17 protein-coding genes are annotated in these 18616 nt (G+C 68.6%); 3 read left to right on the top strand and 14 right to left on the bottom strand.

Features of this window, described 5'->3' with window-relative positions:
- Window positions 1-42: 42 nt before the first annotated feature.
- The 14 genes from KHC28_RS13305 to KHC28_RS13370 all read right to left on the bottom strand — a co-directional run bounded on the left by KHC28_RS13305 (window position 43) and on the right by KHC28_RS13370 (window position 15133).
- A complete protein-coding gene (locus KHC28_RS13305) occupies window positions 43-1116 on the bottom strand; it encodes an aromatic ring-hydroxylating oxygenase subunit alpha (RefSeq protein ID WP_214008820.1) in 1074 nt (357 codons plus the stop codon).
- A 56-nt stretch (window positions 1117-1172) separates the two neighbouring features.
- On the bottom strand, window positions 1173-1934 hold the full coding sequence (locus KHC28_RS13310) for a class II aldolase/adducin family protein (RefSeq protein ID WP_214008821.1): 762 nt from the start codon (window positions 1932-1934) through the stop codon (window positions 1173-1175).
- A 19-nt stretch (window positions 1935-1953) separates the two neighbouring features.
- Complete coding sequence (locus tag KHC28_RS13315; RefSeq protein ID WP_214008822.1) at window positions 1954-2811, bottom strand: sugar phosphate isomerase/epimerase family protein; 858 nt, start codon at window positions 2809-2811, stop codon at window positions 1954-1956.
- A gap of 2 nt (window positions 2812-2813) precedes the next feature.
- Window positions 2814-3818, bottom strand: a complete 1005-nt coding sequence (locus KHC28_RS13320) for a fatty acid desaturase (protein ID WP_214008823.1) — start codon at window positions 3816-3818, stop codon at window positions 2814-2816.
- Window position 3819: 1 nt separating this feature from the next.
- Window positions 3820-4632 (bottom strand): ABC transporter permease, encoded by an 813-nt coding sequence (locus KHC28_RS13325; protein WP_214008824.1) that lies wholly within the window; start codon window positions 4630-4632, stop codon window positions 3820-3822.
- Window positions 4629-5468, bottom strand: a complete 840-nt coding sequence (locus KHC28_RS13330) for an ABC transporter permease (protein WP_214008825.1) — start codon at window positions 5466-5468, stop codon at window positions 4629-4631. Before KHC28_RS13330 ends, KHC28_RS13325 begins: the two co-directional genes overlap by 4 nt.
- A 273-nt stretch (window positions 5469-5741) precedes the next feature.
- Window positions 5742-6857: an ABC transporter substrate-binding protein gene (locus tag KHC28_RS13335; protein WP_214008826.1), complete on the bottom strand. Its 1116-nt coding sequence runs from the start codon at window positions 6855-6857 to the stop codon at window positions 5742-5744.
- 18 nt (window positions 6858-6875) lie between these two features.
- The gene (locus KHC28_RS13340) at window positions 6876-7958 is read right to left on the bottom strand and encodes an ABC transporter ATP-binding protein (protein WP_214008827.1); all 1083 of its coding nucleotides are present in this window, start codon (window positions 7956-7958) and stop codon (window positions 6876-6878) included.
- A 130-nt stretch (window positions 7959-8088) separates the two neighbouring features.
- Window positions 8089-8991, bottom strand: a complete 903-nt coding sequence (locus KHC28_RS13345; protein WP_214008828.1) for a LysR substrate-binding domain-containing protein — start codon at window positions 8989-8991, stop codon at window positions 8089-8091.
- Window positions 8992-9176: 185 nt separating this feature from the next.
- Window positions 9177-10226 (bottom strand): aldo/keto reductase, encoded by a 1050-nt coding sequence (locus KHC28_RS13350; protein WP_214009045.1) that lies wholly within the window; start codon window positions 10224-10226, stop codon window positions 9177-9179.
- A gap of 108 nt (window positions 10227-10334) precedes the next feature.
- Entirely contained in the window at window positions 10335-11573 is a 1239-nt protein-coding gene (locus KHC28_RS13355; protein ID WP_214008829.1) for an acyl-CoA dehydrogenase family protein, read from the bottom strand.
- A 198-nt stretch (window positions 11574-11771) separates the two neighbouring features.
- A complete protein-coding gene (locus KHC28_RS13360) occupies window positions 11772-13670 on the bottom strand; it encodes a CopD family protein (protein WP_214008830.1) in 1899 nt (632 codons plus the stop codon).
- 9 nt (window positions 13671-13679) lie between these two features.
- Window positions 13680-14111: a copper resistance protein CopC gene (locus KHC28_RS13365; protein ID WP_214008831.1), complete on the bottom strand. Its 432-nt coding sequence runs from the start codon at window positions 14109-14111 to the stop codon at window positions 13680-13682.
- Window positions 14105-15133: an ABC transporter permease gene (locus tag KHC28_RS13370; RefSeq protein ID WP_312893180.1), complete on the bottom strand. Its 1029-nt coding sequence runs from the start codon at window positions 15131-15133 to the stop codon at window positions 14105-14107. Before KHC28_RS13370 ends, KHC28_RS13365 begins: the two co-directional genes overlap by 7 nt.
- Before the next feature lie 295 nt (window positions 15134-15428).
- Between KHC28_RS13370 and KHC28_RS13375 the strand changes: the two genes are divergently transcribed.
- From KHC28_RS13375 to KHC28_RS13385, 3 genes are read left to right on the top strand one after another with little or no spacing between them, the layout of a single operon-like run.
- On the top strand, window positions 15429-16772 hold the full coding sequence (locus KHC28_RS13375; RefSeq protein ID WP_214008832.1) for an LLM class flavin-dependent oxidoreductase: 1344 nt from the start codon (window positions 15429-15431) through the stop codon (window positions 16770-16772).
- Window positions 16769-17803 carry an ABC transporter permease gene (locus KHC28_RS13380; protein WP_376772686.1) on the top strand — a complete coding sequence of 345 codons (1035 nt, stop codon included), beginning with the start codon at window positions 16769-16771 and terminating at the stop codon, window positions 17801-17803. The genes KHC28_RS13375 and KHC28_RS13380 overlap by 4 nt, the downstream gene beginning before the upstream one ends.
- Window positions 17797-18594: an ABC transporter ATP-binding protein gene (locus KHC28_RS13385; RefSeq protein ID WP_214008834.1), complete on the top strand. Its 798-nt coding sequence runs from the start codon at window positions 17797-17799 to the stop codon at window positions 18592-18594. Before KHC28_RS13380 ends, KHC28_RS13385 begins: the two co-directional genes overlap by 7 nt.
- Window positions 18595-18616: the final 22 nt, after the last annotated feature.

Consider the following 18616-nt stretch of genomic DNA (forward strand, 5'->3'; position numbering starts at 1 on the left):
CCTCGGCTGGGATGGTCGCTGCGGACGGAAGGCGCGTGTGGGCTATTCGGCCGCCACGCCACGCAGCGGCTCCTTCGGCTCCAGCCCCTCGCGGCACATGTCCTGGAAGGATTTCACCGCGTACTCGTATTTCGGCGACAGTGGCCCGCGAGTGTAGACGCCGGTCTCCAGGTTGCGCTGCACGCCGGTGATGATGTCGAGGTCCTCGGTGACGATCTGCGCCGACCACTCGACGGACTGGCGGTTGTCCTCCGCCTTCTCCGGCGAGACGTCGGTGAAGAAGTACCAGTTGATGTGGCGGATGCGCCCCGGGCCGAGCGGCTCGATGGTGGCGATCGACGAGCCCCAGTCGTAGAGATTCAGCATCAGGAACGGGAACCGGTAGAAATACAGGCCGCGCGTCAGCCCGCCCTCGCGCTTGGGCGCATGCAGGTGGAAGAACTTCCGGTCGGCATAGGTGTCGATCCGGTAGCTGTCGATGTCCATGGATTCACACAGGCCCGGATGCATGGTCCGGCAGTGGTAGCATTCGAGGTAGTTCTCGCCGTAGACCTTCCAGTCGACCGCGCAGTCGCGGTTCTTCGCCATGAAGTAGCGCTGCTGCTCCAGCGGGTAGTCGGCGGCCATGTCGTGGATCGGGCCGAGCCACTCGACCAGGCTCTCGCCGCCGCGCTCGACGCGCAGGAAGACGAGGCCGCGCCACTCCTCCGCGTCGATGGCGTAGAGCCCCCAGGCCTGCGGATCGAAGGTGATGCCCTCGCCGAAATCCACCGCCTTGTTGAGCCGGCCGGAGCGGGTGTAGCTCCAGCTGTGATAGGGGCACACCACCAGCTTGCCGCAATGGCCCTCCTCCTTCTCCAGGAGTTGGGCGCCGCGATGCCGGCAGACATTGTGGAAGGCGCGCACCACGCCGTCATCGTCGCGGATGACGAACACCGGATAGCCCGCCACCGTGCCGGAGACATAGTCGCCCGGCGCCTTCAGCCGCTCCGACCAGGTGAACAGCATCCAGTTGCGGGCGAAGATCTCCTTGCGCTCGCGCTCATAGAGGGCCGGGTCGCAATAGTCGCGAGCCGGCAGCGTCCAGTCGAACGAGGCCTTGGTGGTGGCGGTCATGGCGGCGCTCCCGAAGTTGCATCGACCAGGCCGGCGCTGGGCCGGCCGGCCCTGTGTCAGTGACGGTAGGAGGGATCGATCCCGTCCAGCATGCGCAGATGGGCGGCCCATTCGAGCAGCAGGTCGCCGTCGTCGAAATTCATCTGGTCGTATTGCGCGCCGACCTTCTCGCAGACGTCCGGCGGCGGCATCACGATATCGCGGCCCATGGAGAGGGTGGCGACCTGCACCTCGCAGGCGCGCTCCAGATAGAACATCAGGTTGAACGCCTCGGCGACGGTGCGCCCGACGGTGAGCAGGCCGTGATTGCGCAGCAGCAGGCCGCACTTGGCGCCGAGGTCTGCGATGATGCGCTCGCGCTCGTCGAGGTCAAGCGCGATGCCCTCATAGTCGTGGATGCCGAGCCGGCCGTAGAACTGCAGGGCGATCTGGTTGAGCGGCAGCAGCCCTTCCTTGAGCGAGGCCACCGCCATGCCGGCGCGGGTATGTGTGTGGATGACGCAGGCGGCGTCGTGCCGGCTCATATGCACGGCGGAATGGATGGTGAAGCCGGCCGGGTTCACCCGGTACGGATTGTCGCCGACCTTGTTGCCGTCGACGTCGATCTTCACCAGCGAGGAAGCCGTGATCTCCTCCCAGCGATGGCCGTAGGGATTGATCAGGAACCGCCCCGGCTCGCCCGGCACCCGCACCGTGCAGTGGGTGTAGATGAGGTCGGTCATCTTGAAATGCGCGAGCAGCCGGTAGCAGGCGGCGAGCTCGACGCGCTGCTGCCATTCGGCGGGCGAGATGTCCGGACGCAGGCTGGTGACGGTCATCGATGGTGTCCTCTTGTGTTCAGACGGGATCGGCGATCCGCAGCGTGGCCGCCTGTTGCCAGTCTTCCTGCGCCCAGCGGCGCAGCAGCAGCGCCTCCTCCCAGCGGTCCGACAGCTCCTCGCCATCGACGTCGGTGATGGCGTAGTCGCGCGGGCCGAGCTCGCACAGGAAAACGCAGTCGGCCTCTGCCGGGTTGCGCGCCTGCCAGGACGCGAAGCCGCGCCGCCACCAGTCGCGGAACACCTCGATCCACGGCCGGTGCTGGGGGAAATGCAACGGCAGCTGCACCTGGCAGCGATTGGCGATGCGGCCCTGGAAGGAATCCGATCGCTCCAGCAGGCGCGTGACGTGGGCCTGATACTCGGGGCTGATCGGCAGCATCATCTCGCGGTCGACGACAAAGTGCGACAGGTCGGCGGCAAGCCGCATGCCGGGGATGGCGTCGAGCAGCAGCAACGTCGCGAACATGTCGTTGGTGATGCAGTTGCGATGCGTCTCGAACTGGAGGGGCACGCCCTCCTCACGGCCGATCCGTATCCACGCCTCGATCACCGGCACCATCTCGGCCACCGACAGCGGCATCACCTGGCCGATGACGACGACGAAGGGCGAGCCGATGTCCTTGGCGAGATGCAGCGCCGGGCGCAGCTCCTCGATCGAGCGCGGAAACGCGGTGAGTAGCCCGGCGAGCCCGGTGCGGGTGAATTCCGGGACGGTTCCCCGCGCGGCCTCGATATCCATGGCGCCGAGGTCGATCGCCATGCCGTCGAAGCCGGCCGCCTTCACCCGTTCGAAGCGCTCAGTGACCGGCCGTTCCGGCGTGCCGGGACGGCGCAGTTCGGTGGCCCAGAGCGACTGGTAGATCTTGAGCGGCATGGTCAGGCCTGCTTGGCGCGGCCGGGGCGCGGCGCCACGGGTTCGAGGTCGGTATCGTCCATGATCCAGATCTTGTCGTCCGGGTAATCCGCCTCGGTGCGCCCGTTCCAGAACGCCTTGATCACCGCGAGCTGGAAGCCGAGATAGGTCATCGAATGCGGCTTGCGGCCCTTCTCGACGAAGATCGTGCGGTGCAGCTTCGGCAGCTGGTGGAACGGCACGGCGGGAAAGGCGTGGTGCGCGGTGTGGAATTGCATGTTCCAGCACATCCAGCGCATGACCGCGTTGGTGCGGGTGGTACGGGTGTTCTCGCTGATCTGGTCGACATGCGGCAGGCCGAGATGCTCGATGGTGTTCTGCAGCTGGTGCACCGGCTTCATCACCAGCATCGGCAACAGCCAGAGCTTGACGGCGAGCCAGCTGCCGGTCGCGACCGATACAAGGGTGATGAGCGTGTAGCCGGCGAGGTGCCAGCGCGCTTCGCGGATCACCTTCGGGTGTTGGTCGGCGGGAATGTAGGGCTCGCTGACGATACCGAGCGAGAAGCGGACGACGCGGCGGATGCGCGTGTACCAGTAGGTCGGGCCGAGCACCCAGAGCAGGTAGGACAGCATCGAGTAGCGCTCACGCGCCAGCTCGCCGTCGCCCTCCCAGTCCTGCGTGTAGCGGTGATGGGCGAAGTGCTGGATCTGGTCGAAATCGCGCGGATAGATGAGCACGAAGCCGAACAGTCGGCCGAAGATCTCGTTGAGCTTCTTGGTCCTGAAGACCGTCGAGTGGCTCATCTCGTGCTGGCCGGCATAGAGGAAGTTGATCAGCATGCCGTGCATGATGAAGCACGGCACCGCCCACCACGTACCCCATGTGTACCAGAGCGCCGCGCCAGTGATCGCCAGCGCGCCGAGATGGCTGCCCAGCTGGACGAAGCCCGATGCGTCCGACTTCACGCTCAGTTCCTTGAGCCGGCCCGGGCTGATCATGTCCTTGCGGCCGAATACCTCGTCCATCTCACTCCTCCTCGAATTCCGGGCGACGCTGGAAGGCCATGCGGATCAGCAGGACCAGCGTGGTCATGACGATGAGCACCACCGAGATGGCGGCGATCGCGGGGTCTACATTGTCGCGCAGTCCCATCCACATCAGGCGCGGCAGGGTGATCGCGTCGACGCTGGTGATGAACAGCGTGACGCCGATCTCTTCCCAGGACAGGACGAAGACCAGCAGCGCGGCGGTGGCCACGCCGAAGCCGATATTGGGCAGGATGACGTGGAAGATGCGCTGGGCGACGGTCGCGCCGAGCCCGCGCGCGGCGAGGTCGATGCGCCGGTCCACCTGAGCCAGCGCGACCAGCACCATCACCACCGCGAAGGGCACGGTCATCACGATATGCGCCATGGTCACGCCGATGACGCTGTCGAAGCCGACGGCCTGCGAGAAGCGGGACAGGCCGGTCAGCAGGAAATACAGCGTCATCGCCGAGACCACCGGCGGCACGATCATCGGCAGCAGCACGAAGCCGACCAGCAGCGACGAGAAGCGCGGCTGCAGCATCCAGATGCCGAGCGCGAAGCTGGTGGCCAGCGCCGTCGAGATCGCGCTGGTCAGCAGGCCGACCTTGGTGCTGAGCAGGATGGCGCTCAGCCAGTCGGGATTGTCGATCAGCTGACGGTAATGGGTGAGCGACAGGCTGCCCTGCGGCATGGAGAGCATGCGGCTGGGCGTGAAGGAGATCGGCACCACCGCCAGCAGCGGCAGCAGCAGGAACGCGCCTACAGCCAAGGCGAGGGCGACGGCGAGCGGGCCGGGGCGCTGGATCTTCATTTCCCACCCCCCGTCAGCGCAAGCCGGGCGAAGCGCGACAACAGGGCCATCAGCGCCGCGACGATGATGACCAGCGCCACGCTGATCGCCGCTCCCAGCCCCCAGTCCGGGCTCTGGAACATCCGCAGATAGACCAGCTCGGCCACCATGATGGAGCGTCCGCCGCCGAGAATGGCCGGAGTGACGAAGAAGCCGAGGCTGAACACGAAGACGATCAGCGTCGCGCCGATCACGCCGGGGAGCGTCAGCGGCAGGAACACCGACCAGAAGATGCGCAGGCGCGAGGCACCCATGCCGCGGGCGGCGAGCAGTACCCGCTCATCCACCGCGCGCATGGCGGAGGCGAGCGGCAGCACCGCGAAGGGGATCAGCACATGCACCATGCCGGCGATCACGCTCGGCTCGTTGCGCACCAGCGCCAGCGGGCCGTCGATCAGGCCGAGCGCCTGCATCCAGCTGTTGAACAGGCCACGATTGGACAGCAGCGCCAGCCAGCCGAAGGCGCGGGTCAGCAGCGAGATCCAGAACGGCACGAAGATGCAGATCTCGATGACGCGCCGCTGCAGGCGCGAGCCGCGCACCCAGACATAGGTGATGGCGTAGGCCGCGGCGACCGCCACCACGGTGACGATGAGGCAGATGCGGAAGGTACGCACGAACACCGACGCCACCAGCGGGTCGCCGACCAGCCGCTGATACTGGCCGGTGCCGAGTTCCGGCAGCGTGACGCTCCACAGCGCGACGCCGAGGAACGGCAGCGCATAGGTGCACGCCAGGAACAGCACCAAAGGTGCCGTCAGGGCGAGAGCGGGCCAGATTGCCGTCCGGTTGCGCATTGTGTGTCGGTTCGGGTTCGAGTGGTCGCCGTTACTATGTTCCCGCTGCCGGTTCGGAGCGGTCGCTTGCTTCTGCTTCCTCTCTTCGTACTGAACTCGGCTGCTGCCGAGTTCAGCTCTCGGAGGGGTCGGCATCGGGTACGACCGATGCCGACGGAGAGGGCCGGGGTGGGGGATCTTCGACGCTCTGCAATCGCAGAAGCCCCTCACCGACCCGCTTCGCGGGCCCCTCTCCCCACCGGGGGAGAGGGAGGTTCCGGTCCGGCCGCGCTGCTACGCCGAGATCACCTTGGTGAATTCGTCGAGCGCCGCGCCGTAATTGTCGGCGTACCAGGGCATGTCGAGCGCGATCTGGCTCTTCATGTTGGCCGGATCGACCGGGTTGTAGCGCTTCTGGTCGGCCGGGATGAGCGCATCGGTCGCCGGGTTGGCCGGTCCCTGTCCCAGCATGTCGAACATGACCAGCTGGCGCTCCGGCACCGAGGTGGAGGCGATGAACTTCATCGCGTTCTCCTTGCCGCCGGGATTGTTCTTGATCACCGCCAGCGCGCCGGGCGAGAGCAGACCCTGGTTCCAGGTGAACTTCACCTGCCCGCCGGAATCCTTCTCGATCAGCGAGGCGCGGGTCGACCAGATCAAGCCCATCGCGGCGTCGCCGCCCAGCATGAGCTGCTGGCTCTCCGCGCCGCCGCCCCAATAGGCGACGACGTCGGGCTTCAGCGCCGCTATCTTGGCGTGGGCGCGCTTGAGGTCGAGCGGGTACAGCTTGTCGGGCGCCACGCCGTCCGCCAGCAGCGCCGCCTCCCACATGCCGGCGCCCCACTTATACATGGTGCGCTTGCCCGGATACTTCTTCACGTCGAAGAAGTCCGCCATGCTGGTCGGCGGGTTGGCGCCGAACTTCTGCGCGTCATAGGCGATGACATAGGAGAAGAAATAGGTCGAGGCGGCGTATTCCCAGTCGAAGCCCGGCCGCATCTTCGACTTGTCGACCACCTTGTAGTCGATCGGCTCGATCATGCCCTGCTTGCCGAGCGAGATCGCCGAGAACGGGTCGGCGTCGACGAGGTCCCAGGTCGGCTTGCCGCTCTTGAACTGCGCGGCGATGGCGCCCTCCGTCGGCCCGGTGCCGTCTTCCTTGACGACGATGCCGGTCTCCTTCTCGAAGGGCTGGCCATAGGCCTTGTCATAGGCCTTCAACGCGTCGCCGCCCCAGTTGACGAGGACGAGCTGCCGCACCTGCGCCAGCGCCTCGGGCGAGCGCATCAGCAGCGGCGCGCCGCCGAAGATCAGGGCGGCGAGCTGGGTGAAGCGGCGGCGGCTGATTTCCCCTCGAGCCGCCTTGGCCGCGAGGATGTCGAGGCAGTCTTTCTGGAATGCGTCGTTCACGGCGTGCTCCTGCTGTTTTCAGCTTTGCTCTGGAAGAAGGAAGCCATTGTCGAAGGACCAGGTGACCCAGAAGTCCGGGCCGCCGGTGAGGACGCGGCCGGCGGCCTCGCTCGGCAGCGTCACGGTCAGCTGCGTGCCGTTGCGCGTGGCGAGCGCGAGGCGCATGGCGGCGCCGAGATAGGTGGTGCCCGCCAGCCGGGCGGCGACGCCATTGCCGTTCGCCGGCGGCTCGGCGCCGACCGACATGTGCTCGGGCCGCACCGCCAGCACCGCGCGCCCGCTGACATGATCGTGCCGCGGCGCCCGTAGCCGCGCGCCCTCGAACAGGCCGCTGGTGCCGAGCGAGCAATGGCCGACCTCGTCGACCGGCAGCAGGTTGATCTCACCGAGGAACTCCGCGACGAAGCGGCTCTGCGGGCGCTCGTAGATGTCGCGCGGCCCGCCGACCTGCAGCAGCCGCCCGTGATTGAAGATGGCGATGCGCGAGGACAGCGACAGCGCCTCGCTCTGGTCGTGGGTGACGAAGACGAAGGTGGTGCCGAACTCGCCATGCAGGCGGGCCACTTCCTCCTGCATGCGACCGCGCAGGTGCTTGTCGAGCGCCGAGAACGGCTCATCGAGCAGCAGCACCGGCGGCTCGAACACCAGCGCGCGGGCCAGCGCCACCCGCTGCTGCTGGCCGCCGGACAGCATGGTGGGACGCTTCTTCTCGTGGCCGACCAGCCCGACGCGGGCGATGATCGCGTCGACCCGCCTGGCGATCTCCTCACGCGCCATGCCGCGCACCTGCAGCGGAAAGGCGATGTTCTGCGCGACGGTCTTGTGGGGGAACAGCGCGTAGCCCTGGAACACCATGCCGAAGGAGCGATCCTCGGCGCGGCTGCGGGTGATGTCGGTCCCGTCGCTGAGCAGCCGTCCCGCCGTCGCCGCCTGGAAGCCGGCGAGCACCATGAGGAAGGTGGTCTTTCCCGAGCCGGACGGCCCCAGGAGGGTCAGGAATTCGCCAGGCGCGATGTCGAGCGAGATGTCCTTCAGCGCCTCGAAATGGCCGAAGGATTTCCCGATCCCGATCGCCTGTATCCCGACCGCCCGCGTGGTCACGTTCGAATGCGCTCCCTCACACTGGAGGAATGCTAACTTCGAGTTTTCCTCACCTCAAATGAAGATTTTTTGCCTTTTCTGCAAATATCCTTCACCTCAATGGTGGCTGCTTGGGCATAAAGACGACCGCCTAACGATGCATCACCGGCGTGGTCTGCGCAACGCGCGACTTCAGCCAGCCGGCGAAGGCCTGGATCGCCGGGTTGCCGCTGCGCTCGTGCTCGGTGACGAAATAGTAGGCGCGTGCCGAGCGCACGGCGAAGTCGAAGGGGCGCACCAGCCGGCCCATGTCGAGCAGGTGCCGGCAGACGAAATTGTCGCCGATCGCGATGCCCTGCCCGGAGATCGCGGCGGCGAGCACGAGGTTCATGTCGGAGAAGATCACCCCCTGGTCGATGCGCGGGCCCACCACGCCGGCCGCCGCGAACCAGTTGAGCCAGTCGCCCAGCCCGTCGAGATGCAGCAGCACGGCGCGGAACATGTCGACCGGCTCGCCGAGCCCGCCGAGCTGGTTGAGCAGGATCGGGCTGCACACTGGCATGAAGTCGACGGCACTGATCAGTTCGACCGCGTGGCGCGGCCATTCGCCGTCGCCATAGGCGATGAAGGCGTCGACCCCCGGCGTGTCGACATCGTCGAGCCGCTGCGGCGTGACGATGCGCAGGCTGACATCGGGATAGAGCCGCTTGAACTCGGCGACATGCGAGCACAGCCAGAACGAGGCGAAGCCGGGCGTCGAACTCACGGTGAGCGCGCCGCGCAGCACGCCGCGGTCGACATATTGCACGGCGGCGTCGGCGAGCACGTTCAGGGCCCTGCGGACATCGGCGGCGTAGCGCTTGCCCTGCGGCGTGAGCGCTACCCCCTTGCCGGCGCGTTCGAGCAGCGCGAAGCCGAGATCCTGCTCCAGGAAGCGTAGCTGATGGCTGACGGCGCTGCGGGTTATGTTCAGCTCCGCCGCCGCCTGCCAGACCGTGCCGTGCCGGGCGAAGGCCTCGAGCGCGCGCAGGGCCTGGGTGGAAGGCAACCGCATTGGATACTCGTCTCGACCTGCGCCCCGGGACGGCCGCTCCGGAATCGGAGAACGACCGTCCGCATCGGAGCGGCGAAGCCCGGCGCCGTCAAGGAACCGGCGCCGGGTATCCGCGAGACGACACTGCCGCCGAGCCGTCGAGCGCGTACCGGCCAGGCGGCCTCGGTTCGTCGACGGGGGCTCGGCTACGGTGCGGGGCTGCCATGCAGCTGATGCGCCGCGTCGATGCGGCTTTCGATCTCCGCCGTGATGGCAATCGACAGCGAGCCGAGATCGGTGCGCAACTGGTCGAGGCTGGTGGCACCGATGATGTTCGACGTCACGAAATGCCGGCTGGTGACGTAGGCGATGGCGAGCTGCGCCGGATCGAGGCCGAAATCGCGGGCGATGGCGAGATACGCGTCGATGGCGGCGTCCGTTCCCGGCTTCTGGTAACGCTGGCCGCGCTCGAACAGCGTGGTGCGGGCGCCCGGCGGGCGGGCGCCGTGCTGGTATTTGCCGGTGAGGAAGCCCTGGGCCAGCGGCGAATAGGCGAGCAGCCCGACCTGCTCGCGGGCATGGAACTCGGCGAGGCCGACCTCATAGGTGCGGTTCAACAGGTTGTAGGCGTTCTGCACGCTGGCGACGCGCGGGCGGCCGGTCGTCTCGGCGAGGTGCAGGAAGCGCGACAGGCCCCAGGCGGTCTCGTTGGACAGTCCGATATGACGGATCTTCCCCGCCTTCACCAACGCGTTGAGCGCGTCGAGCGTTTCCTCGATCGGCACGTCGGAACCGTCGCCGCCGCGTGCCGGCGAGTGGCTGCCGCCGCCGAACAGCGCCAGCGGCCGGTTCGGCCAATGCAGCTGGTAGAGGTCGACATAGTCGGTCTGCAGCCGGGCCAGCGAATTGTCGATCGCCTCGTTGATGTTCCGCGCATCAAGGCGCGGCAGTGAGCCATCGCGGCGCAGATAGGTGCGGTCGGAGGGGCCGGAGACCTTCGTCGCCAGCACGATCCTGTCGCGCTGGCCGCGCGACTTCAGCCAGGAGCCGATGATGCGCTCGGTCGAGCCCTGCGTCTCGGCGCGCGGCGGGATGGAGTAGTTCTCGGCGGTGTCGATGAAGTTGATGCCGAAATCGACGGCGAGGTCGAGCTGAGCATGGCCCTCGGCTTCGGTGTTCTGCTGGCCCCAGGTCATGGAGCCGAGCGCGATCGAGGAGACGCGGAGATCGGTTCGCCCGAGCGGGCGATAGTCCAGCATGTTGAAATTCCTGTAGTTTTTCGGTTTGGCTTGTGCCGCACGCGCGCACGGCGCTGTCCAGGGGGGCAGCGCCGTGCGAGGCGGCGGGCAGGATTGAGTCGGCGGTCAGAAGAAGCCGAGCGTGGGCAGGCGGGTGCCGTTGATCTCGTAGCCGCCGATCGCCTGCGCCTTGTAGCTCGCCGGATTGTGCGAGGAGAGGGTGCGGGCGTTGCGCCAGTGGCGGTCGAGATTCTTGCGCTGGGTCGCCGCCGAGGCGCCGCCGACATCGAACAGTGCGGTGGCCGATCGGAGCGAAAGCTCGTCGACGATCACCTTGGCCTTGGCAGACGCGATGGCGGCGTCGTGCGCGAGCTCGTCCAGCCCCTGCCCACCGAGCCGCGCCTCGGCGACCTTGTCGAGCGCGTCGGCGGCGGCGAGCACCACCAGTTCGGTGGCGAAGGCGTCGCTGGCGATGCGCCCGATGGTCTGAAGCAGCAGCGGGTCGTCGACGGTCTTGTCGGCGGCGGCGAAGTAGAAGGTGCGGTTGCGGCTCTTCAGGAGCGCCTTGGCGTCGCGCAGGACGGCACGGATGACACCGGCATTGACCGCGGTGACGAAGATCTGCGCGATGGTCGAAGTGTAGGGCAGCAGGAAGCTCGGGTTCTGCTTGTCGAAGATGACCTCGTCAGCCTCGATACGGACATTGTGGAAATTGGTGGTGCCGGTGCCGGTGACGCGCTGGCCGATGCCGTCCCAGTCGTCGACCCGCTCGATGCCCTCGCGGCCGGTCGGGATCACGATGGAGACCGGGCGGCTGCCGGTGGCGGTCGCGCGTACCAGCAGCCAATCGGCATAGAGCGTGCCGGTGCTGTAATACTTGGTGCCGTTGAGCCGGTAGCCGTCGCCGTCCTCGGTCAGCGTGGTGTTGAAGTCGGAGGCGCCGCCGGTCTGCTTGCGGTCGAGCTCGGTGCTGGCGAGGCCGAATACCGCGCCGTTGAGCACCGCGTCGCGCCAGACCTTGCGTTGCGCGCCGACGTTGCCGCTGACCTCGCCGATCAGGAAGCGCTCCACGAAGGTGAAGTGGTTGCGGTAGATGTGGGCGACATTGGTGTCGGCCTCGGCGAGCCGCAGCGCGAGACCGATGACGTCGCGCAGCGAGCCGCCGCCGCCGCCTTCCTCGACCGGCAGGCGCAGCGCGCCGAGGCGTGCGCGGCCCAGAATCTCGACCACGTCATAGGGATGGATCCGCTCCTGGTCGCGCCGGGAGGCGTCGGCGGCGATCAGGTCCAGCAGCCGCTCCAGCTCGGGGGAGCCCGGGCGGATGGAAGCCGGATTGCCGGAGACGGCGGAAACTGTCTGGTTCATGGGAGCCTCGGTCGTTGCCATGACGCACGCGCTGGCGTCGGAGCGGTGGGAGGAGACGTCGCGCCTCGTCGACGTGCGGAGGCCGTCTCTGCCGGGAAGGGCGATGCGGATATCAAAATAACATAAACTCTATAGAAAATATGTACAGCTGCATTTGCAGCCGATTTCGAGTGTCCGAGGGGGTGCGGTTTCTACGGGTCAATGCCGGTGACTCCCAAGTTCCGAGGCGGCGAAAGGCTGCTGCGCGACGGTGGCGACGGCTTCGCTCCAGTTCGAAAGTCCCGGAGCCCGTGGGCCGACGGGAGGCGCGATGGAGCCGTCGGCGAGCCGGCGCAGGCGCAGCCAGCCATTGGCATCGACGAGCAGGTCGACGCCGTCGAGCCGGTCGGCATCGAGGCCGCCGCTGATCGCATAGGCGTCCCAGGCGTCGGGCAGGGCGGTGCGGCAGGGCTCCGACGTCGACGGATCGGATGCCGGAGACTCCGACATCGTTCGCGTCGCTATGGCCCGGCGGCCGACGACGATGGTGACGTAGTCGAGCCCGGCGGGAATCGCCGGCAGCTGCCCTGAGGCACCATCGGCGCGGAAGGCGAGGCGGATCGGCCGGCCGCGCAGCGCGTCGAGGTCGAGGGCCTGCGCGCCGCAGCTTACCGGCATGTCGGGGGCGAGGACCGGGAAGGGCCAGGCGCCGGCCTCGACGACCGCCGTGCCGGCGGCACGGGCGCGGAAATAGTCGATCAGCTGCCAGCGCTGGCGCGGCTCCAGCTGCGCGATGGTGCCATGGGCGAACGGGCTGTGGCCGATGCGATCGAAGACGTCGGTCAGCCACCAGAACAGGTCGCCATCCGGCCGCTGCCAGAGGCCGTAGGGCGTGAGGTCCGACGGGTCGTCCTTCGGGCGGAAGCACTCGTCGGTGCAATGAAGCTGCACGAGATCGAGGCCGCGGGCGACGGAAGAGGCGGTAAAGCCGGTCTCCGAGCGCTGGTAGCTGGTCGGGGTGGCCGGCTTGGCGAGCAGCCGCCAATTGGGCAGCGGCAGCAGGTACAGCGCGACGACCGCCAGTGCGGGGCCGACGAGGCGGGTGCGGCGCCAGAGCAGCGAGGCCACGCCGAGCAGCAGGACGGCGGCGATCGCCGCGATCCGCCAGACCTGTCGGCCGATATAGGGGTCGTCGAGATGCGACAGGTCCGGCCGTTCGGCGAAGGGCCAGACCGGCACCTCGTGCGCGGCCGGCGGCGAGGTGGCGAGGCTGACCGCCACGGCGACCACCGCGAGGCCGACGGCCGTCTCGATGCCGATGCTGACGGCGAGCGCCCGCCGCCCACCGGGAGAGGCGAGGCGCGGCGTCAGCAGGAAGCGGTTGATCGCCGCGATCGCCAGCAGGAGCAGGAGGCCGGCGATCTTGAGGCGCGCCAGCCCGCCATAGGGCGTGCCGAACCAGCCGCCGAGATCGCCGATCAGCTCGTCGGATTGCAGCACGGCGGAAGCGATGAGTACCAGGACCGCGCTGCCGCCGACCCGGGAAAAGCGGTGCAGGGTGCGGAGGGCGACGGGGGCGGGCAGGGCGTACAGCGCCAGTGCCAGCGGCAGCAGCCCGCCAAGCCACGCGCCCGCCGCGACGACATGCAGGCCGACGGCGAGGGGCAGCAGCGGTCCCTCGGCGGCGGCGGCATGGCCGAGCTGCGCTTGCAGCGCGAGGCCGATGCCGGCGAGGAATGTGGCGGCGGCCAGCCGCCAGCGCGAGGCGAGCCGGCCCGCCACCAGCACGGCGGCGAGCAGCAGCGCGCTGCGTGCCGCGAGGCTGGTGCCGAAATGGGTCTCGCTCGCCACCAGCCAGCTCTGCGCCGCGAGATCGGCGAGGCCGGTGGCGCCGGTCAGCGCCGCCGTCTGCACCGGCAGCCACAGCAGCGCCCCGGCGAGACCGACGACGAGGCTCGTTCGCAGCAGCCGTGTCAGCCGGCGGCGCAAGGCCGGTCCCGCCGCGCCGGGCGGCAGGACGAGGAGCGCGCTCGCCAGCGTACCGAACAGGCTGAGCGCCGCGGCAAGCTCAAGGCCGCGCGCAAGGGGCAGCAGCGCCGCGCTGTCGAGATCAGGCACGCGCCACCTTCACGGCTTGACCGCGAAGCTGAAGCTGCCGGTCGTCTTGTGGGTGTCGACCGAGGCGGCGGTCCATTGCACCGTATAGGTGCCGGCCGGCAGCACCGGAACCGTCACCGCAAGCGTCTTGCCGTCGCCGCCGGCCGCGAGACGTACCTCGCCCGTGCTCACCGCGCGGCCACCCTTGTCCGTCACCACCAGGCTGGAGAGCTTCGCCTCCAGCTTCTCGGTGAAGGTGACCGTGACCTCGCCGGGCGCGGCCGCGACCACGCCGTCCACCGGCGGCGAGGCGCTTTTGAGATGGGCGTGGGCGTCGGCGGCGCCGATGGAGCCAAGGAGCAGCAGAGCGATGGTGGCGAGCGCTCCCAACTGGCTGAGGGGCGGGAGCCGGCGCGGCCGGATTTCCGGCAGCGGGGCCAGGGCGAGTTCGCTGATCACCATTTGACGGTGCCCTTCTGCCAGGAGAGCAGCCGGTCGCGAGTGCGGAACAACAGGGTGGTGACGGCGGAGAACAGCAGCGCCATCAGCAGCAGCCCGGCATAGAGATGGCCATAGGCGCCCCAGCCCTGCGCCCAGGACAGGTAGTAGCCGAGGCCATCCTTCACCCCGAGCATCTCGGCAACCACCAGCACCGATATGCCGTTGCCGAGACCCATGAACAGGCCGACGAAGACATGCGGCAGCGAGGCCGGTACCGCGACCCTCAGCAGCAGGAAGCGGCGGTCGGCGCCCAGCGTGCGGGCGACGTCGTAATAGGCGGCATCGACGCTGGCGACGCCGGACCAGGTGAGCACGGTGACCGGGAACCAGGTCGCCAGAGCGATCAGGAAGATGCCGGCGCTGAAGGTGCCGGGAAAGGTGAACAGCACCAGCGGGATCAGTGCGGTGGTCGGCACCGGCCCGATGAAGCGCAGCACCGGGTGCACCCAGTAGCCGACGCCGCGCGACCAGCCGGTCGCCACGCCGGTGAGGAACCCGGCCAGAGCGCCGAGGCCGGTGCCGAGGGCGAGCAGTACCAACGAGTGGCGCAGGCTGCTCCACAGCCGCGCATAGTCGGTGGCGTAGACGTCGGCGAGGTCCTGCGGCGGCGGGAAATAGGGCTGCGGCCACCAGCCGGTCTTCGCCGAGGCGATCTGCCAGAGGGTGAGCAGCACCGGCAGCACGGCGAGCCACGGCACGTTGCGGCGCAGCCAGCCGGCGAGGCGGCCGAGCCGCGGTCCCAGCGCCGCCGAGGCGAGCAGCAGGATGGCGAACAGCGCCTGCGCCGCCGCGAGATCGGCGGTGAGCCGGTGAGACGTGCGATCCGGCCAGAGGCCGGTCACGGCGGCCGCGACCAGCCACAGCCCCGCCGCGCCGGCAAGGCCGGGAAAGGCGGGACGGGAAGACAGGAAGCCACGGACAAGCGCGATCCCGCCGGCGGCGGCAGAGTCGCGGGTTGTCGGGCCGAGGACGGCGTCGGTCACCTCTGCACCTCATATTTCCGGGCGGTGGGCGTCGAAGCGGAGGCCGGTTTTATTGCCGGGTAGGGCTATCGACAGGCATGCACGCGCCGCGATGAAGGTTGTCGTGGCCGAAAGTTAGGAGGTCGAGGTCCGCTCGTGTCAATCGCTCCAGATAAATGAAAAATCTATACTGGAAGGAGGGGCTACGAAGGATATTCGTACTTCCCACGTCGTCGATAAAGTGAGGATTTTCCAGGAGGGATCACTACGCTTTGCCCTGAGCCGATCGATGTCCGGCATTTGGGAGATTCTGCGAATGGCAAAGCGGGAAGGGCAATTGCGGCTGGGCGCCTTCTACCATGAGGGCGGGCATCACGTGGCGGCCTGGCGGCACCCCGAGGCGGCGCCGGACGGGCTCAAGGGCTTGATCGATTTCGCGCGCAAGGCGGAGGCGGCCAAGTTCGACGCGGTGTTCTTCGCCGACGGCCCGAGCGTGCGGCTGCGCAACCTCGCCGCCGCCAGCGCCAAGGCGCATAACGGGGTGCGGGCCTTCGAGCCGATCACGCTGCTCTCCGCGCTCGCCTTGGCGACCGACCGGATCGGCCTCGTCGCCACCGCCTCGTCAAGCTTCAACGAGCCCTACAACCTCGCGCGGCAGTTCGCCTCGCTGGACCATATCTCCGGTGGCCGGGCCGGCTGGAACCTCGTCACCACCAACGACCAGGACGCGGCGTTCAACTTCAATCACGGCGCCCAGCTGCAACATGCCGACCGCTACCGGCGGGCGGCCGAGTTCGCCGACGTGGTGCTGGGGCTGTGGGACAGCTGGGAGGACGACGCCTTTCCGCGCGACCGCGAGGCCGGTCGCTATTTCGATCCCGCCAAGCTGCACGTGCTCGACCACAAGGGGCCGCACTTCCAGGTGCTCGGGCCGCTCAACATTCCCCGGTCGCCGCAGGGCCATCCGGTGGTGGTGCAGGCCGGCTCGTCCGAACCCGGCAAGGAGCTGGCGGCACGCACCGCCGAGGTGATCTTCACCGCGCAGCAGACGCTGGCCGAGGCGGTCGAATTCTATGCCGACGTGAAGGCGCGGCTCGCCCGCTACGGCCGCTCGCGCGATGATTTGAAGATCCTGCCCGGCGTCTCGCCGGTGATCGGGCGGACGCGGGCGGAAGCGCGGGCGAAATTCGACGCGTTGCAGGAGCTGATCACGCCCGAGGTAGGGCTCGGCCTGCTCTCCGACCATCTCGGCGCCGATCTCACCGGCTATCCGGTGGACGGCCCGATACCCGACCTGCCGGCGACCAATGGCGGCAAGAGCCGGCAGACGCTGGTGGTCGACCTGGCGCTGCGGGAGAAGCTGACGATCCGCGAGCTCTATCTGCGCATCGCCGGCGCGCGTGGCCACTGGCAACTGGTCGGCACGCCGGCCGACATCGCCGACCAGCTGGAGGAGCGCTTCGTCAATTACGGCGCCGACGGTTTCAACGTCATGCCGCCGCTGCTGCCTGGCAGCCTCGACGACTTCATCGAGCTGGTGGTGCCGGAGCTGCGCCGGCGCGGCCTGTTCCGCACCGACTACGAAGGCACGACCCTGCGCGATCATCTCGGCCTCCGGCGGCCGGATAACCGCTTCGCGCAGCAGGTGGCGGCGGAATGACCATGAGCGACATTCCCTCGCCTTCCCAGGGGCACGCCAGCGCGCCTCACCTCACGCTCGCCGACGTGGTGCCGGCGGTCCCCCGGCCGCTGGTGGATGTCGTCGGGCTCGTGGCGGGCATCGCCTGGCTGGCGGTGGTGGCGGCGGCGCTGGCTTTAGAGGATGTCGGCGACTGGCCGCGCACCCCGACCTTCGCCGCCGCCGCCGGGCTGGTGGCCGCCACCTTCATCGTGCTCGCGATCGGCAGCCGCTGGCTCGGAGCGGCCTCGCGCTGGCTCGACCGCGCGGCGCTCTGGCTGATCGTGCTCGGCCTGTTCTTCACGCTGTGGCAGCTCGCCTCCGCCAAGCTCGGCTGGCTGCCGCTGCCGTTCTTCCCGCCGCCGCAGGCGCTGCTCGAGGTGTATCTCGACGACTTCCCGCGGCTGGGGGTGAGCATCCTCGCCTCGGTGAAGCTCCAGCTGTGGGGCTATTCCATCGGCGCGGTGGCGGGCTTCCTCACCGGCGTCTCCATCGGCTGGTCGCAGCGCGCCGCCTATTGGGTGCATCCGGTGCTGCGCTTCATCGGTCCGCTGCCGGCCGGCGCCTGGCTGCCCATCGCCTTCTTCGCCTTCCCGTCCAGCTGGAGCGCCGGCATCTTCCTGATCGCGCTGGCCACCGGCTTCCCGGTCACCGTGCTGACCTGGTCCGGCATATTGAGCGTCAACCCGGCCTATTACGACGTCGCCCGCACGCTGGGCGCGCGCTCGCGCTTCCTGGTGCTGAAGGTCGCGATCCCCGCCGCGCTGCCGCATGTGTTCGTCGGCCTGTTCATGGCGCTCGGCACCTCGTTCTCGGTGCTGGTGGTGGCCGAACTGCTCGGCGTGAAGGCCGGGCTCGGCTTCTACATGCAGGCGGCGCAGGGCTGGGGCGACTACGCAAACCTCTATGCGGCGCTGCTGGTGCTGGCGCTGCTCTGCTCGGGCGCGGTGTCGCTGCTGTTCGCCGCCCGCGACCGCTTCCTCTCCTGGCAGAAGGATCTCGTGACATGGTGACCGCCGCCATCCAGACGCCGGAGGCGCCCCGCGTCACCGGCGCGTCGCTCGACATCGAGGATGTCAGCCACGGCTTCGAACTCGACGGCTCGGTGCTGGAGGTGCTCGACGATGTGAGCCTCCACGTCGCGCCCGGCGAGTTCGTCGCCCTGCTCGGCCCCTCCGGCTGCGGGAAGTCGACGCTCCTGCGCCTCATCGCCGGGCTGGAGCCGCCGACGCGCGGCAAGCTCAGCGAGGCCGGGCGGCCGATCGCCGGACCCAACCCGTCGCGGGTGGTGGTGTTCCAGGATCCGACGCTGTTTCCCTGGCGCACCGTCCGGCGCAACGTCGCGGTCGGACCGGAGGCGCAGGGCACGCTGAAGCAATCGCAGCAGCGCATCGACGAGGCACTTGCTCTGGTCGGCCTGACGAAATTCGCCAAGGCCTATCCGCACCAGCTCTCCGGCGGCATGGCGCAGCGCGTCGCGCTGGCCCGCGCGCTGGTGAACGACCCCGACGTGCTCATCCTCGACGAGCCGCTCGGCAAGCTGGATTCGCTGACCCGCATCACCATGCAGGCCGAGCTGGTGTCGCTGTGGCGGCGCGAGGGCTTCACCGCCATCCTCGTCACCCACGACGTCGAGGAGGCGCTGTTCCTCGCCAACCGCGTCGTCGTTTTCAGCGACCGGCCGGCGCGTGTGAAGGCCGATATCCCGGTCGACCTGCCTTATCCCCGCCATCGAGGCGACCCGCGCCTCGCCGAACTGCGCCGTCAGGTGCTCGGCCTGCTCGGCCTCGACGCCGACTGGTAGCCGTTTTCCCCGCGCCGTTCCT

This window comes from Ancylobacter sonchi, assembly GCF_018390695.1.
Taxonomy (GTDB): Bacteria; Pseudomonadota; Alphaproteobacteria; order Rhizobiales; family Xanthobacteraceae; genus Ancylobacter; species Ancylobacter sonchi.